This is a genomic window from Salmonella sp. SAL04157, assembly GCF_046551635.1.
Taxonomy (GTDB): Bacteria; Pseudomonadota; Gammaproteobacteria; order Enterobacterales; family Enterobacteriaceae; genus Salmonella; species Salmonella enterica.
In genome coordinates this window covers 63,778-80,770 of the sequence record NZ_JBGDVS010000003.1, presented here as the reverse complement: position 1 = coordinate 80,770, position 16,993 = coordinate 63,778, and the positions used below count along the sequence as shown (strand labels likewise).

At 49.3% G+C, this 16,993-nt stretch carries 14 protein-coding genes; 10 read left to right on the top strand and 4 right to left on the bottom strand.

Features of this window, described 5'->3' with window-relative positions:
- Window positions 1–168 precede the first annotated feature (168 nt).
- Together purU and ACLJRE_RS07075 are read right to left on the bottom strand one after the other, a co-directional pair.
- Window positions 169–1,011, bottom strand: a complete 843-nt coding sequence (gene purU, locus ACLJRE_RS07080; protein ID WP_001191156.1) for a formyltetrahydrofolate deformylase — start codon at window positions 1,009–1,011, stop codon at window positions 169–171.
- 50 nt (window positions 1,012–1,061) lie between these two features.
- Window positions 1,062–1,520, bottom strand: a complete 459-nt coding sequence (locus ACLJRE_RS07075) for a YchJ family protein (RefSeq protein WP_001540172.1) — start codon at window positions 1,518–1,520, stop codon at window positions 1,062–1,064.
- A 110-nt stretch (window positions 1,521–1,630) separates the two neighbouring features.
- Here ACLJRE_RS07075 and rssA point away from each other — a divergent pair, with 110 nt between their 5' ends.
- The 3 genes from rssA (at window position 1,631) to galU (ending at window position 4,751) form a co-directional block, all read left to right on the top strand.
- Window positions 1,631–2,536, top strand: a complete 906-nt coding sequence (gene rssA / locus ACLJRE_RS07070) for a patatin-like phospholipase RssA (protein WP_001230575.1) — start codon at window positions 1,631–1,633, stop codon at window positions 2,534–2,536.
- Window positions 2,537–2,626: 90 nt separating this feature from the next.
- A complete protein-coding gene (gene rssB / locus ACLJRE_RS07065; protein ID WP_000193432.1) occupies window positions 2,627–3,640 on the top strand; it encodes a two-component system response regulator RssB in 1,014 nt (337 codons plus the stop codon).
- A 202-nt stretch (window positions 3,641–3,842) separates the two neighbouring features.
- A complete protein-coding gene (gene galU, locus ACLJRE_RS07060) occupies window positions 3,843–4,751 on the top strand; it encodes a UTP--glucose-1-phosphate uridylyltransferase GalU (protein ID WP_000729450.1) in 909 nt (302 codons plus the stop codon).
- A 131-nt stretch (window positions 4,752–4,882) separates the two neighbouring features.
- Here the strand turns inward: galU and hns are convergent, their stop codons facing one another.
- Window positions 4,883–5,296 carry a histone-like nucleoid-structuring protein H-NS gene (gene hns / locus ACLJRE_RS07055; protein ID WP_001287383.1) on the bottom strand — a complete coding sequence of 138 codons (414 nt, stop codon included), beginning with the start codon at window positions 5,294–5,296 and terminating at the stop codon, window positions 4,883–4,885.
- A gap of 662 nt (window positions 5,297–5,958) precedes the next feature.
- On the opposite strand from hns, the gene tdk reads away from it, so the two are divergent.
- Entirely contained in the window at window positions 5,959–6,576 is a 618-nt protein-coding gene (gene tdk, locus ACLJRE_RS07050) for a thymidine kinase (protein WP_000068097.1), read from the top strand.
- Between the two features lie 196 nt (window positions 6,577–6,772).
- Here the strand turns inward: tdk and adhE are convergent, their stop codons facing one another.
- Entirely contained in the window at window positions 6,773–9,451 is a 2,679-nt protein-coding gene (gene adhE / locus ACLJRE_RS07045) for a bifunctional acetaldehyde-CoA/alcohol dehydrogenase (protein WP_000301678.1), read from the bottom strand.
- 476 nt (window positions 9,452–9,927) lie between these two features.
- Here adhE and ACLJRE_RS07040 point away from each other — a divergent pair, with 476 nt between their 5' ends.
- The 6 genes from ACLJRE_RS07040 to oppF all read left to right on the top strand — a co-directional run bounded on the left by ACLJRE_RS07040 (window position 9,928) and on the right by oppF (window position 16,969).
- Window positions 9,928–10,575: a YchE family NAAT transporter gene (locus tag ACLJRE_RS07040; RefSeq protein WP_000615840.1), complete on the top strand. Its 648-nt coding sequence runs from the start codon at window positions 9,928–9,930 to the stop codon at window positions 10,573–10,575.
- Window positions 10,576–11,351: 776 nt separating this feature from the next.
- A complete protein-coding gene (gene oppA, locus ACLJRE_RS07035; protein WP_001521098.1) occupies window positions 11,352–12,983 on the top strand; it encodes an oligopeptide ABC transporter substrate-binding protein OppA in 1,632 nt (543 codons plus the stop codon).
- Window positions 12,984–13,105: 122 nt separating this feature from the next.
- Window positions 13,106–14,026 carry an oligopeptide ABC transporter permease OppB gene (gene oppB / locus ACLJRE_RS07030; RefSeq protein ID WP_000911097.1) on the top strand — a complete coding sequence of 307 codons (921 nt, stop codon included), beginning with the start codon at window positions 13,106–13,108 and terminating at the stop codon, window positions 14,024–14,026.
- A gap of 14 nt (window positions 14,027–14,040) precedes the next feature.
- Entirely contained in the window at window positions 14,041–14,949 is a 909-nt protein-coding gene (gene oppC / locus ACLJRE_RS07025; protein WP_000979653.1) for an oligopeptide ABC transporter permease OppC, read from the top strand.
- Window positions 14,950–14,960: 11 nt separating this feature from the next.
- The gene (locus tag ACLJRE_RS07020; RefSeq protein ID WP_023212470.1) at window positions 14,961–15,968 is read left to right on the top strand and encodes an ABC transporter ATP-binding protein; all 1,008 of its coding nucleotides are present in this window, start codon (window positions 14,961–14,963) and stop codon (window positions 15,966–15,968) included.
- Window positions 15,965–16,969 carry a murein tripeptide/oligopeptide ABC transporter ATP-binding protein OppF gene (gene oppF, locus ACLJRE_RS07015; RefSeq protein ID WP_000994698.1) on the top strand — a complete coding sequence of 335 codons (1,005 nt, stop codon included), beginning with the start codon at window positions 15,965–15,967 and terminating at the stop codon, window positions 16,967–16,969. Before ACLJRE_RS07020 ends, oppF begins: the two co-directional genes overlap by 4 nt.
- The last annotated feature ends 24 nt before the right edge of the window (window positions 16,970–16,993 follow it).

Here is a 16,993-nt window from a genome sequence, read left to right as displayed (position 1 = left end):
GAACCCCACCACGGGGTAATGCTTAATACTGGCCTGCTTCCTTTCGGGAAGCGGGGCGCATCATATCAAATGACACGCCGCTGTAAAGCATTCCTTTGCCTGAAATGAACTGTTTGCGTACTTTTCATCCGTAACGGATTAAAGCTAATCAATTCATATTACTGACGATTAAAGAATAATCGTCCGATTGCCGTAAACAAAGACCCGCTGCGCCAGAACCTGATAAAGCGCGCGGCTTAATACGTTTTTCTCAACGTCGCGCCCGGCACGCATCATATCTTCTGCGGTGTAGGTGTGATCGACGTGAATCACGTCCTGCATAATGATTGGGCCTTCATCCAGATTATCATTCACATAGTGCGCGGTAGCGCCGATGATTTTCACGCCGCGCTCATAGGCCTGATGATAAGGGCGTGCGCCGATAAACGCCGGCAGGAATGAGTGGTGGATATTGATAATTTTGTTCGGGAAGCGCGCCACAAAACCTGGCGTCAAAACACGCATATACTTGGCCAGCACCACATAGTCCGGTTGATGGGCATCAATGGCGTCCGCCATCTTCGTGTCATGCTCTTCACGCGTTAATCCCTCATGGCTGACCAGTTCGAAAGGAATCTCAAAACGTTCAACCAGCGAGCGTAACGTTTCATGGTTGCCAATGACCGCAGCGATTTCAACATCCAGCCCGCCATAGTTGGCTTTCATCAGCAGGTCGCCCAGACAATGCGCCTCTTTGGTAACCAGAATCACTACCCGACGGCGTCCGGCGGGATTGAGTTCACGAACAGAGCCTTCCGGTAAGGCGCTGTCCAGATCGGCCAGAAGAGTGGAATCATTGAAGATGCCTTCCAGCTCGGTCCGCATAAAAAAGCGTCCGGTGCGATGGTCCACAAATTCATTGTTTTGCACAATATTAAGCTCGTGCTTATAGCAAATGTTGGTAATCCGCGCGATAAGGCCTTTTTGGTCGGGACAAATAGTACGCAGAACTTTACGTTGTAGTGATTGCATTGCCGGAAAAATCCTGTTGAGAGTGTTTGTTGTATCGATACTGTCAGGCATCACTGGCCGCAGCACTTTTTAAATTTTTTGCCTGAACCGCACGGGCAGGGATCATTTCGACCCAACTGCGGGCGGGTACCGTCAATATAATACCACTGACCGTTTTCTTTGATAAAACGAGAGCGTTCGATAATCGCCCCGGTTTTCCCTTGTTCGGAAAAGCGCGCGATAAAACTAACATACCCTGTATTTTCTGCTTCTGACCAGGTATGTTCAAAAATAGTCAGGCCGAGCCACCTGGTATTGGCAAATCCGGCGATGATATCATCACGAAACGCGGCCGCATTGCAGGTTGGATGCCAGCTCTTAATTAAGTAATCTGCGTCTTTCATCACAAAAGCGCAGTAACGAGAGCGCATGAGATGTGACGGATCGGGTGCTACTCGTTCTCCGGACACAATACGACCACAACATAGGCTATACTCGTCAGCGCTACCACAGGGACAAGGCTGAGACACAATAATCTCCCTGAATATAAAAAACGGCGTTGAACGCCAGGGTGGCATTATGTTAACTGAGCAGTGGCGATGTTGCTACGTCTTGAAGCCAGGGGAAGTCGTTAAGTACGATGAGAAAAATGAAAATAGGGCTGGCGCTGGGATCTGGCGCAGCGAGAGGATGGTCTCATATTGGGGTCATCAAAGCCCTCAAGCAAACAGGCATTGATATTGATATCGTTGCGGGATGCTCAATAGGTTCACTGGTCGGCGCCGCGTATGCCTGTAATAAATTATCGGCGCTTGAACAGTGGGTATGTTCATTCCGCTACTGGGATGTTTTACGCCTGATGGATGTATCCTGGGGCAGAGGAGGGTTGCTTCGCGGCGAACGTGTATTTAATCACTATCGGGATATTATGCCCGTCACGGATTTTGACCACTGTTCAAGACGTTTTGGCGCGGTCGCGACGAATCTTAGCACGGGACGAGAGCTATGGTTTACTGAAGGCGATCTACACCTTGCCGTACGCGCGTCGTGCAGTATGCCAGGGCTGATGTCTCCGGTTGAACATAACGGTTACTGGCTGGTAGATGGCGCAGTCGTTAATCCGGTACCTGTTTCGTTAACCAGGGCGCTAGGGGCTGATATCGTTATTGCGGTAGATCTGCAACATGATGCCCACCTCATGCAGCAAGATTTGCTCTCTGTAAATGTCGGGAATATCAATGAAGAGAGCGATGATGCGCTGCCCTGGCATAAGCGTTTAAAAGAACGTTTCAGTAGCCTGACTTCACGCCGTGGCGTGAGTTCGCCTGGGGCAATGGAAATCATGACAACCTCCATTCAGGTGTTGGAAAATCGTCTTAAACGTAACCGTATGGCTGGCGATCCGCCTGATATTCTCATTCAACCATTCTGTCCGCAAATCTCTACGCTGGATTTTCATCGCGCCCATGCCGCTATTGCGGCGGGTCAGTTAGCCGTAGAGAAAAAGATGGACGAACTTATACCCTTGGTGCGTACCGACGTTTAATGTACCTTTTACGATCACTTAAGCAAATTCTGACAGGCGCAAGCGGCAATACCATGCCACTATTGATTAAAGCCAGTCAGGGGAGAGAACATGACGCAGCCATTGGTCGGAAAACAGATTCTTATTGTTGAAGACGAGCCTGTATTTCGCTCGCTTCTGGATTCGTGGTTTTCCTCTTTGGGAGCGACAACGGCATTGGCAGGCGACGGGGTGGATGCCCTGGAGTTGATGGGGCGTTTTACCCCTGATCTCATGATATGTGATATCGCTATGCCGAGAATGAACGGTCTCAAACTGGTAGAAAACTTACGTAATCGCGGAGACCAGACGCCTATTCTGGTTATTTCCGCAACAGAAAATATGGCGGATATCGCCAAAGCGTTACGCCTTGGGGTTGAAGATGTCTTGCTGAAGCCGGTAAAAGATCTCAACCGCTTGCGGGAAACCGTATTCGCTTGCTTATACCCTAATATGTTTAACTCGCGGGTTGAAGAAGAAGAACGCCTGTTTCGTGACTGGGATGCAATGGTGAGTAATCCGACCGCCGCAGCGCAATTGTTGCAGGAATTGCAGCCCCCGGTACAGCAGGTGATTTCTCATTGCCGCATTAATTACCGGCAGCTCGTCTCCGCCGATCAGCCTGGACTGGTGCTGGATATTGCGCCGCTATCTGATAACGAACTGGCATTTTATTGCCTGGATGTCACCCGGGCGGGCGATAACGGCGTGTTAGCCGCATTGTTGCTGCGAGCGCTATTTAACGGCTTATTGCAGGATCAGCTCGGCCAACAAAAGCACCGTTTACCGGAGTTAGGCGCGCTATTAAAACAGGTAAATCATCTGCTCAGACAAGCCAATTTACCTGGGCAATTCCCGCTATTTGTCGGCTACTATCACAGTGAGCTCAAAAATTTGATTCTCGTCTCCGCCGGATTGAACGCCACCTTAAATACGGGCGCTCATCAGGTTCAAATTAGCAGCGGCGTGCCGCTAGGAACATTGGGTAACGCCTACCTTAACCAATTAAGCCAGCGTTGCGACTCATGGCAGTGTCAAATATGGGGCGCAGGAGGGCGTCTGCGATTGATGTTGTCTGCGGAATGACCAAACGGAAGAGTGAGCGGAAATTGCTTTACCTGCCTTTCCCGACGAGTGTTACTATCTGCGGCAGATTTATAAGTATTTGTCTTAATTATACCAATATAAGTCCTTTTTGGACCTGAGGCTTGTTCTGGTACTGATATACTGGAACACGATACAGATTAATGAACACGTTCAATACATGAACAGTCCAGGAGAATTTTAAATGGCTGCCCTTAATTCGAAAGTCAAAAAAGCCGTTATCCCGGTCGCGGGATTGGGAACCAGGATGCTGCCAGCGACCAAAGCTATCCCGAAAGAGATGCTGCCGCTGGTTGATAAGCCATTAATTCAGTACGTCGTGAACGAATGTATCGCTGCTGGCATTACTGAAATCGTGCTTGTGACGCACTCGTCTAAAAACTCTATTGAAAACCACTTTGATACCAGTTTTGAGCTGGAAGCGATGCTGGAAAAACGCGTTAAGCGTCAGCTTCTGGAAGAGGTCCAGTCTATTTGCCCTCCGCATGTCACTATTATGCAGGTACGTCAAGGGCTGGCAAAAGGCCTGGGCCATGCCGTATTGTGCGCGCATCCCGTTGTCGGAAACGAACCTGTCGCTGTTATTCTGCCAGACGTTATTCTTGACGAATATGAGTCCGACCTGTCTCAGGATAACCTGGCTGAAATGATCCGCCGTTTCGACGAAACCGGCAATAGCCAGATTATGGTTGAGCCGGTAGAAGATGTGACTGCATACGGCGTGGTAGATTGCAAAGGCGTCGAGCTGGCGCCGGGCGAAAGTGTGCCGATGGTTGGCGTGGTTGAAAAACCAAAAGCGGATGTCGCGCCGTCTAACCTTGCGATTGTTGGGCGTTATGTGTTGAGCGCGGATATCTGGGCGTTGCTGGCGAAAACCCCTCCGGGCGCCGGGGATGAAATTCAGTTGACCGATGCTATCGATATGCTGATCGAAAAAGAAACGGTTGAAGCCTACCACATGAAGGGTAAAAGCCATGACTGTGGTAATAAGTTAGGATATATGCAGGCATTCGTTGAATATGGCATCCGTCATAATTCGCTGGGTGCTGAATTTAAAGCCTGGCTTGAAGAAGAAATGGGTATTAAGAAGTAACGATACGTTATAAATTTTTTAACAGAAGCGCTGGTAAATCCGGCGCTTTTTTTATGCCCGGGGTCGTCAGCGGAGAACTCAGGCAAAAAAAATCCCGCCAGTGGCGGGATTTTAAGCATCCAGGAAGTAAATTATTCCTTGATCAGGAAATCTTCCAGTTGCTTACCTTGTTCTTCCATTGCTTTTTTGATTACAGCCGGTGTACGACCCTGGCCAGTCCAGGTTTTAGTTTCACCGTTTTCGTCAACATAGCTATATTTAGCCGGACGAGCTGCGCGTTTAGCTTTGGTGCCGGATTTAGCGGCAGCCATGCTATTCAGCAGTTCATTCGGGTCAATGCCGTCGGCAATTAACATTTCACGATACTGTTGCAGTTTACGAGTGCGTTCTTCCACTTCAGCAGCAGCAGCGCTTTCTTCTTCACGACGCTCATTAACGACAACTTCTAATTTTTCCAGCATTTCTTCAAGCGTTTCCAGAGTACATTCTCTTGCCTGCGCACGAAGAGTACGGATGTTGTTCAGAATTTTAAGTGCTTCGCTCATTGTAGTAATCTCAAACTTATATTGGGGTGGTTTGTTGAGCTAATAATAGAGCGATAAATTCAGTTGTGCAATAGCCAGGAATGTAAGGAATTCAAAATTACGCTTTATTAAGCACACGTTTTAATTATCTCAACTTAAATTTTCCTTGAGGCGACGCACAAAAAAGAGCTTATTGGCAGGGGGGATACTCATCGTCTGTCGCTAAAAATTTAGGAGTCAGGTCACATTTTATCATGATGAAATACGATCTCATTGCAGAGATATCAATCTCTTGTATTAGCTTTCCTTACAAGAAAACCCTATTACTTTGCACCGGGTATGAGTAACGGTAACAATAAGTACAAGGTTTTCATATTGGCGGGTGATGATAAGCATTGTTGATGAATTTTAACGGCATAATTTGTGAAGGAATGTGTATATACCCTTCATACTTCAAGTTGCTTATGTGTTGGCTACGCTCGCTCACCCCAGTCACATAGTTATCTATGCTCCTGGGGACTCACTCCCTTGCCGCCTTTAAGCAACTCGAATTATTTTGGGTATAGTGAGCGATGTTTGTACAATTCTTAATACTCACCGGAGCGCGAGCCGCGCCGTCGCGTCGGTAAATTATGGTACAATCCCGCCAATCTTTATTTCACTCAGGTGAGGTCCTGCGACCAATGGCACAGCTATATTTCTACTATTCGGCAATGAATGCGGGTAAGTCGACTGCACTGCTGCAATCTTCATACAATTATCAGGAACGCGGGATGCGTACCGTCGTATATACGGCGGAAATCGACGATCGTTTCGGCGCAGGCAAAGTCAGCTCTCGTATCGGTTTGTCGTCGCCGGCAAAATTGTTTAACCAAAATACATCCTTGTTTGAAGAGATTCGTGCCGAGAGCGCGCGGCAGACAATACATTGCGTGTTAGTCGACGAAAGCCAGTTTTTGACTCGCCAGCAGGTTTATCAATTATCCGAGGTTGTCGACAAATTAGATATTCCAGTACTCTGCTATGGGCTACGAACAGACTTTCGTGGGGAGCTCTTTGTCGGCAGCCAATACTTGCTGGCATGGTCAGATAAGCTGGTGGAATTAAAAACTATCTGTTTCTGCGGTCGTAAAGCCAGTATGGTTCTGCGACTTGATCAGGACGGCAGGCCTTATAACGAAGGCGAACAGGTGGTTATTGGCGGGAATGAACGCTACGTTTCAGTTTGCCGTAAGCATTATAAGGACGCGCTGGAGGAGGGCTCACTGACGGCGATTCAGGAGCGTCATCGGCACATATGATACCTGAGGTAAAGATCGGCTTATAAAACGCCCTGTAGCGCTTTGGAGGTCATTATTCAGGCCTCCAGACGAAGGGCGTGCCGTGAGCACGTAGGCCAGATGATCAGCATAGCGCCTTCAGGCATCAGGTAAACAGGTAAAACAAAAAAACGGCCTCAATTGAGGCCGTTATTGTCATGCTAAAGCAGATAACGAATTAAGCGGATTTTTTCGCTTTTTTCTCTGCTTTCGGTGCGGCAACGACGTCTTTCTTCGCTGCAACTTCACCTTCGGTGAAATCACGACCGTAGTAGGTATCCAGCAGAATCTGTTTCAGTTCGGAGATCAGCGGATAACGCGGGTTAGCGCCGGTGCACTGGTCATCGAAGGCATCTTCAGACAGTTTGTCAACGTGTGCCAGGAAGTCAGCTTCCTGCACGCCTGCTTCACGGATAGACTTAGGAATACCCAGCTCAGCTTTAATGCTTTCCAGCCATGCCAGCAGTTTTTCAATCTTAGCGGCGGTACGGTCGCCCGGCGCGCTCAGGCCCAGGTGGTCAGCAATTTCAGCGTAACGACGGCGTGCCTGCGGACGATCGTACTGGCTGAAAGCGGTCTGCTTGGTCGGGTTGTCATTCGCGTTGTAGCGGATAACGTTACAAATCAGCAGGGCGTTCGCCAGACCGTGCGGAATGTGGAACTGAGAGCCCAGTTTGTGCGCCATGGAGTGACATACACCGAGGAAGGCGTTGGCAAACGCGATACCGGCGATAGTCGCTGCACTGTGAACACGTTCACGCGCAACCGGGTTTTTAGACCCTTCGTGGTAAGACGCCGGCAGGTTTTCTTTCAGCAGTTTCAGAGCCTGCAGAGCCTGACCGTCAGAGAACTCAGAAGCCAGTACGGAAACGTAAGCTTCCAGGGCGTGAGTTACCGCATCCAGACCACCGAACGCACACAGGGACTTCGGCATATCCATCACCAGGTTGGCATCGACAATCGCCATATCCGGGGTCAGGGCGTAGTCAGCCAGCGGATATTTCTGACCAGTTGCATCGTCGGTCACAACCGCAAACGGTGTGACTTCAGAACCGGTACCGGAAGTGGTGGTGACGGCGATCATTTTCGCTTTCACGCCCATTTTCGGGAACTTGTAGATACGTTTACGGATGTCCATAAAGCGCAGCGCCAGTTCTTCAAAGTGAGTTTCCGGATGTTCGTACATGACCCACATGATTTTCGCGGCGTCCATCGGGGAACCACCGCCCAGCGCGATAATCACGTCCGGTTTGAAGGAGTTCGCCAGCTCAGCGCCTTTGCGAACAACGGAAAGCGTCGGGTCGGCTTCAACTTCGAAGAAGACTTCGGTTTCAACGCCAGCCGCTTTCAACACAGAGGTGATCTGGTCTGCATAGCCGTTGTTGAACAGGAAGCGGTCAGTCACGATGAGCGCACGTTTGTGGCCATCAGTAATCACTTCATCCAGCGCGATGGGCAGAGAGCCACGGCGGAAGTAGATAGATTTCGGAAGTTTGTGCCACAACATGTTTTCAGCTCGCTTAGCAACGGTTTTCTTGTTGATCAGGTGTTTCGGACCAACGTTTTCAGAGATGGAGTTACCACCCCAGGAACCACAACCCAACGTCAGGGAAGGTGCGAGTTTGAAGTTGTACAGATCACCGATACCACCCTGAGAGGCCGGGGTGTTGATCAGGATACGCGCGGTTTTCATCATCTGACCGAAGTAAGCAACGCGTTCTGGCTGGTTATCCTGGTCAGTGTACAGGCAGGAGGTGTGACCGATACCGCCCATAGCGACCAGTTTTTCTGCTTTTTCTACCGCTTCTTCGAAATCTTTCGCACGATACATCGCCAGAGTCGGAGACAGTTTTTCGTGTGCGAACGGTTCGCTTTCATCAACGACCGTAACTTCACCGATCAGAATCTTGGTGGTTTCTGGTACGGAGAAGCCTGCCAGTTCAGCGATTTTGTAGGCTGGCTGACCAACGATAGCGGCGTTCAGAGCGCCATTTTTCAGGATAACGTTTTGAACCGCTTTCAGTTCCTGGCCCTGCAGCATGTAGCCGCCGTGGCTGGCGAAACGTTCGCGAACGGCATCATAGACGGAATCAACAACGACAACAGACTGTTCAGAAGCACAGATTACGCCGTTATCGAAGGTTTTAGACATCAGAACAGACGCCACAGCGCGTTTGATATCAGCGGTTTCATCAATGACAACCGGGGTGTTGCCTGCGCCTACGCCGATAGCAGGTTTACCGGAGCTGTATGCTGCTTTAACCATGCCTGGACCGCCCGTCGCAAGGATCAGGTTAATATCCGGGTGGTGCATCAGCGCATTAGACAGTTCTACGGAAGGTTGATCGATCCAGCCAATCAGATCTTTCGGCGCGCCGGCAGCGATAGCCGCTTGCAGAACGATGTCTGCCGCTTTGTTGGTTGCTTCTTTAGCGCGCGGATGCGGAGAAAAGATGATGGCGTTACGGGTCTTCAGGCTAATCAGCGATTTGAAGATCGCGGTAGAGGTCGGGTTAGTGGTTGGAACGATACCGCAAATAATGCCGATAGGTTCAGCAATGGTGATGGTCCCGAAGGTGTCGTCTTCAGACAGCACGCCGCAGGTTTTTTCATCTTTATAAGCGTTGTAAATATATTCAGAAGCGAAGTGGTTTTTAATCACTTTGTCTTCCACGATACCCATACCGGATTCGGCGACGGCCATTTTGGCCAGCGGAATGCGGGCATCAGCGGCTGCCAGAGCGGCGGCGCGGAAGATTTTGTCGACCTGTTCTTGAGTGAAACTGGCATATTCACGCTGGGCTTTTTTTACACGCTCTACGAGTGCGTTAAGTTCAGCGACATTAGTAACAGCCATAATGCTCTCCTGATAATGTTAAACTTTTTTAGTAAATCATCTGCGCGATACGTGAGTATAGACAGATCGACGATACTTTGTATAAATGCCTGAAATTCAGGTGGTTACTTAACGTCCGTTTCGCTCTGATTTACTAAAAGAGCTTCTGCGTTAGTATCATTTAACTCTAACGCGTTACGTCCAGGTGGCGTAAGCAAGATTACTCACTTCTGAGTAGCGATTGTGTGATCTAAATCAAGATTACGCAAAGCTGACACCTTTCAGCAGGCCATTTTAGCCTTTTATGTAAATTGTTAAGAAATCGTTGTCATGAAGAGTGAGTGGATTAGCATAACGAGTACATATAAATAACAGCGATGAATGGATGAAATTAGGTGTAGATAAGAGGTGAACTATGCGAATAAAAGGCGTATCTTCTGCGCGTTTTGATCATTAACGAACATTGACTTCATCCGGCTAACGCTTCGGAGCTAACCGTGATTCAACCGCTTTTTGATTTTCCTGTTTACTTTAAGTTCTTTATCGGGCTCTTTGCGCTGGTTAACCCGGTGGGGATTATCCCCGTTTTCATCAGCATGACCAGCTACCAGACGGCCACGGCGCGTAATAAAACTAACCTCACCGCGAATCTGTCGGTCGCGATTATCTTGTGGAGTTCCTTATTCCTCGGCGATGGCATCCTGCAGCTGTTTGGTATTTCTATTGATTCGTTCAGAATTGCGGGCGGTATCCTGGTTGTCACCATTGCAATGTCGATGATCAGCGGGAAGCTGGGGGAAGATAAACAAAACAAGCAAGAAAAGTCAGAGACGGCCATACGCGAGAGCATTGGCGTTGTGCCGTTAGCGCTGCCGTTAATGGCGGGGCCAGGGGCGATTAGCTCCACTATCGTCTGGGGGACGCGTTATCACAGTATCGCGCATTTGCTTGGTTTTTCAGTTGCCATTGCGCTTTTTGCGCTTTGCTGCTGGGGCGTGTTCCGTATGGCGCCGTGGCTGGTTCGTTTGCTGGGGCAAACCGGTATCAACGTTATTACCCGAATCATGGGGTTGTTGTTAATGGCGCTCGGCATCGAATTTATTGTCACAGGAATAAAAGGCATTTTCCCCGGCTTGCTCAACTAAACTCCCACCTGTTGATTTACAGGCGGTGCCCTAAGGGGGCCGCCTTGTGACATTTCCAGTGACATTCCCACGTAACACTTCTTACTTTGATAAGCATTCAGCGTTTTAATGATAAAAAATACTAATATAATCTAACGCTATTTATTTTTATTAATCAAACTATTATGAACATTACTGAGTCCGTGAGAAGCGGTAGGTCTGTTATTTTATTCACACCATACTCTGGGGCTTGATGAAGGATTATTGAAATGTTATTAGTTGTTTCAGCTCCATCGTAGATGAATGTGCTAAATAATGAGCATTTGTTAAATTTGTGTGTGTTTTCTGGCGCAAGTATATCCTACGATGTGACAGCGAGATGATTTTCTTTCAACTGGTTGATTATAAATAATAAATTAAAATTTTTTAACATTCTTTAACTGTTTTTCTGGGCAGGAAATTTTCCATAAAAGAGAATTGGTTAACAAAATTGTAAAATGAATTGGCGGTTCAGAAACGCATTTGATACTTTTCGGCCAAACATTTTGCAGAAGATTTCACATTGTTGATAACTATTTTCATTTACATGGTTGTCAGAAATAACGTGCGACGTGGGCAGGTACGTCGTATACCGAATCGACGAAAGGCGATCGAACGAATCGTCAGAATAAATAAAGTCGGTGATAGCAAAAGCAGTGACAGACCTGGCAGTACACCACCAGTGCTGTACAGGAGCCCTGACGGGATTAAACAGGCTGGTAAAAACCAGTAATTATAATGAGTGGAGTACAAACACAATGTCTAACATCACGAAAAAAAGTTTGATTGCAGCGGGAATACTCACTGCGCTCATCGCCGCCAGCGCCGCGACTGCGGCAGACGTGCCCGCCGGTGTTCAGTTAGCCGACAAGCAAACGTTGGTACGTAATAATGGATCAGAAGTGCAGTCTCTCGACCCGCATAAAATTGAAGGCGTGCCGGAATCGAACGTCAGCCGTGATCTCTTTGAAGGCTTATTAATTAGTGATGTCGAGGGGCATCCTTCACCGGGCGTCGCGGAAAAATGGGAAAATAAAGATTTTAAAGTCTGGACATTCCATCTACGTGAAAATGCGAAATGGTCAGATGGTACGCCCGTTACCGCCCATGATTTCGTTTATAGCTGGCAACGCCTGGCCGATCCTAATACGGCATCGCCGTACGCCAGCTATCTGCAATACGGTCATATCGCTAATATCGATGACATTATCGCCGGTAAAAAACCCGCCACCGATCTGGGGGTAAAAGCGCTTGATGATCACACCTTTGAAGTGACTTTAAGTGAGCCGGTGCCTTATTTCTACAAATTGTTGGTCCACCCTTCAGTGTCTCCTGTACCGAAATCAGCGGTCGAAAAATTTGGCGATAAATGGACGCAACCGGCCAATATTGTCACTAACGGCGCTTATAAGTTAAAAAACTGGGTGGTGAACGAACGTATCGTGCTGGAGCGTAACCCGCAATACTGGGATAACGCCAAAACCGTCATCAATCAGGTGACTTATTTGCCTATCTCTTCGGAGGTGACGGATGTCAACCGCTACCGCAGCGGCGAGATCGATATGACTTATAACAATATGCCGATCGAATTATTCCAGAAACTGAAAAAAGAGATCCCGAATGAAGTTCGCGTAGACCCTTATTTGTGTACCTATTATTACGAAATTAATAATCAAAAAGCGCCGTTTAACGATGTCCGCGTGCGTACCGCGCTGAAACTGGCGTTAGATCGCGACATTATTGTTAATAAGGTTAAAAATCAGGGCGATTTACCCGCTTATAGCTACACGCCGCCGTATACCGATGGCGCAAAACTGGTAGAGCCTGAGTGGTTCAAATGGTCCCAGCAAAAGCGTAATGAAGAAGCGAAGAAATTGTTGGCTGAAGCCGGCTTTACGGCGGATAAGCCCTTAACATTCGACCTGCTGTATAACACCTCCGATCTGCATAAAAAACTGGCCATTGCCGTGGCGTCTATCTGGAAGAAAAATCTGGGTGTCAATGTGAATCTGGAGAATCAGGAATGGAAAACCTTCCTGGATACCCGTCATCAGGGCACCTTTGATGTCGCCAGAGCCGGGTGGTGCGCAGATTATAATGAACCGACCTCGTTCCTGAATACCATGTTGTCCGACAGTTCAAATAACACCGCGCATTATAAGAGCCCGGCGTTTGATAAGCTGATTGCCGACACGCTGAAAGTAGCGGACGATACGCAGCGCAGCGAACTCTACGCTAAAGCGGAGCAGCAGTTAGATAAAGACTCGGCTATTGTGCCGGTGTATTACTACGTTAACGCGCGCCTGGTGAAACCCTGGGTGGGCGGGTATACCGGTAAAGACCCGCTGGATAATATTTATGTGAAAAACTTATATATTATCAAACATTAATGGCAAGACATGGGACAACTGCGGTTGTCCCATGGTGTCTTTTTTCATCGCACTATAACGTTCCCTGGCGGATCTGTTTGTCACGTCCGGGAAGTAAAGGCACAGGCCAGAAGGTACGGGCAATGTTGAAATTTATTTTACGCCGCTGTCTGGAAGCGATTCCGACGCTGTTTATTCTTATTACCATCTCTTTCTTTATGATGCGCCTCGCGCCGGGGAGTCCTTTTACCGGCGAGCGCGCATTGCCGCCGGAAGTGCTGGCCAATATTGAAGCAAAATATCATCTGAACGATCCTATCATGACGCAGTACTTCAGCTACCTGAAGCAGCTGGCGCATGGCGATTTTGGACCATCGTTTAAATACAAAGATTACACGGTCAACGATCTGGTTGCCGCCAGCTTCCCCGTTTCGGCGAAACTTGGCGCCGCCGCTTTTTTACTGGCGGTCATTATTGGTGTCAGCGCTGGCGTGATTGCCGCGCTAAAGCAAAATACGCGATGGGATTATACGGTGATGGGATTTGCCATGACCGGCGTCGTTATCCCCAGTTTTGTGGTAGCGCCGCTACTGGTGATGGTCTTTGCGATAACCTTGCAATGGCTGCCTGGCGGCGGCTGGAACGGCGGGGCGTTAAAATTTATGATCCTGCCGATGGTCGCGCTTTCACTGGCCTATATTGCCAGCATCGCTCGTATTACGCGCGGCTCAATGATTGAAGTTCTGCATTCGAACTTTATTCGTACCGCGCGGGCAAAAGGATTACCGATGCGCAGAATCATCTTCCGCCATGCGTTAAAACCTGCGCTGCTGCCGGTTTTATCCTATATGGGGCCAGCCTTTGTCGGCATTATTACCGGCTCAATGGTGATTGAAACTATTTATGGCTTACCGGGCATTGGGCAGCTTTTCGTTAATGGCGCGCTCAACCGCGATTACTCGCTGGTGTTAAGTTTGACCATTTTAGTCGGGGCGCTGACCATATTGTTTAACGCCATTGTCGATGTGCTCTATGCCGTTATCGACCCGAAAATTCGCTATTGATACTGGAGCTCGCGATGATGTTAAGTAAGAAAAACAGCGAGACGCTGGAAAATTTCAGTGAAAAGCTGGAGGTGGAAGGTCGCAGCCTTTGGCAAGATGCCCGTCGGCGCTTTATGCATAACCGTGCGGCGGTGGCCAGTCTTATTGTCCTGTTTCTGATAGCCTTATTCGTGACAGTGGCTCCTATGCTGTCGCAATTTACCTATTTCGATACCGACTGGGGCATGATGTCCAGCGCGCCGGATATGGCGTCCGGTCACTATTTCGGTACTGACTCTTCCGGGCGCGATCTGTTGGTGCGCGTTGCCATCGGCGGGCGTATCTCATTGATGGTCGGGATTGCCGCCGCGCTGGTGGCGGTCATTGTCGGAACGCTGTATGGCTCGCTGTCCGGGTATCTGGGCGGCAAAATTGATTCTGTGATGATGCGTTTGTTGGAGATCCTCAACTCGTTCCCGTTTATGTTCTTTGTGATTTTGCTGGTGACGTTTTTTGGGCAGAACATTCTGTTGATTTTCGTCGCCATCGGCATGGTCTCCTGGCTTGATATGGCGCGTATCGTGCGTGGTCAAACCCTAAGTCTTAAACGTAAAGAGTTCATCGAAGCCGCGCAGGTGGGTGGTGTGTCGACCGCCAGCATTGTGATCCGCCATATTGTGCCTAACGTCCTGGGCGTAGTAGTAGTGTATGCATCGTTGCTGGTGCCCAGCATGATTCTGTTTGAGTCTTTCCTCAGTTTCCTGGGGCTTGGGACGCAGGAACCGTTAAGCAGTTGGGGAGCGTTGTTGAGCGATGGCGCAAATTCAATGGAAGTCTCACCGTGGCTGCTGCTGTTTCCGGCTGGCTTTCTCGTGGTGACGTTATTCTGTTTTAACTTTATTGGCGATGGCCTGCGTGATGCCCTCGACCCGAAAGATCGTTAAGGAGTACAGCCATGAGCTTATCAGAAACCGCAACTCAGGCGCCGCAACCGGCGAATGTACTGCTGGAGGTAAACGATCTTCGTGTTACGTTCGCTACGCCTGATGGCGATGTGACGGCGGTCAACGATCTGAACTTTACGCTTCGCGCTGGAGAAACGTTAGGCATTGTTGGCGAGTCTGGATCGGGGAAATCGCAAACGGCGTTCGCATTAATGGGACTGCTGGCGACGAATGGTCGAATCGGCGGTTCCGCGATCTTTAACGGACGTGAAATTCTTAATCTACCTGAGCGCGAACTGAATACGCTGCGCGCAGAACAGATTTCGATGATTTTTCAGGACCCGATGACCTCGCTAAATCCTTATATGCGCGTTGGGGAGCAGTTAATGGAAGTCCTGATGCTGCATAAAGGGATGAGCAAAGCGGAAGCTTTTGAAGAGTCCGTCAGAATGCTGGATGCCGTAAAAATGCCGGAAGCGCGCAAACGGATGAAAATGTACCCGCACGAATTTTCCGGCGGAATGCGTCAACGTGTGATGATTGCGATGGCGCTGTTGTGCAGGCCGAAACTGCTTATTGCCGATGAGCCTACCACCGCGCTTGATGTTACCGTGCAGGCGCAGATTATGACCTTGCTTAATGAGCTAAAGCGCGAATTTAATACCGCCATTATCATGATTACCCACGATCTGGGTGTGGTCGCGGGTATTTGCGATAAGGTCCTGGTAATGTATGCCGGGCGTACCATGGAATACGGTAAGGCGCGCGATGTCTTTTATCAGCCCGTTCATCCGTATTCGATAGGCCTGCTTAATGCGGTGCCGCGTCTGGATAGCGAGGGGGCGGAAATGCTGACGATTCCGGGCAATCCTCCCAATTTATTGCGTTTGCCTAAAGGGTGTCCGTTCCAGCCGCGTTGTCCTCATGCGATGGAGATCTGCAATAATGCGCCGCCACTTGAAGCGTTCAGTCCTGGTCGCTTGCGCGCCTGTTTTAAACCGGTGGAGGAACTGCTATGAATGCTGTGATTGAACAACGTAAAGTTCTTCTCGAAATCGCCGATCTGAAAGTACATTTTGATATCAAAGAAGGGAAGCAGTGGTTCTGGCAACCGCCGAAAACCCTGAAAGCGGTGGACGGCGTTACGCTACGCCTGTATGAAGGCGAAACGCTGGGCGTGGTGGGCGAATCCGGCTGCGGCAAGTCGACGTTTGCGCGCGCCATTATTGGTCTGGTGAAGGCGACAGACGGTAAAGTCGCCTGGCTGGGAAAAGATCTGTTGGGCATGAAAGCGGATGAGTGGCGCGAAGTGCGCAGCGATATCCAGATGATTTTCCAGGACCCGCTGGCGTCACTCAACCCGCGAATGACGATTGGCGAAATTATCGCTGAACCGCTGCGCACTTATCATCCTAAGCTTTCGCGCCAGGACGTGCGTGACCGCGTGAAAGCCATGATGCTGAAAGTGGGGCTGCTGCCGAATCTCATCAACCGTTATCCCCATGAATTTTCCGGGGGGCAGTGCCAGCGCATCGGTATCGCCCGGGCGTTGATCCTGGAACCTAAGCTCATTATTTGCGATGAGCCGGTGTCGGCGCTGGACGTTTCTATTCAGGCGCAGGTAGTGAATTTGCTCCAGCAGTTACAGCGAGAGATGGGGCTGTCGTTGATTTTTATTGCGCACGACCTGGCGGTCGTAAAGCACATATCCGATCGTGTCCTGGTGATGTATCTCGGTCATGCAGTAGAATTGGGCACCTATGATGAGGTGTACCATAATCCACTGCATCCTTATACTAAAGCGCTGATGTCGGCGGTACCGATTCCCGATCCCGATCTGGAGCGAAATAAGAAGATACAATTGCTGGAGGGCGAATTACCTTCGCCCATTAACCCGCCTTCCGGCTGCGTGTTCCGTACACGCTGTCCGCTAGCCGGGCCAGAATGCGCGCAAACGCGACCGGTGCTGGAAGGGAGTTTTCGCCATGCCGTTTCCTGCCTTAAAGTAGACCCGTTATAATCGCAAGGGCTGACAATTCGTCAG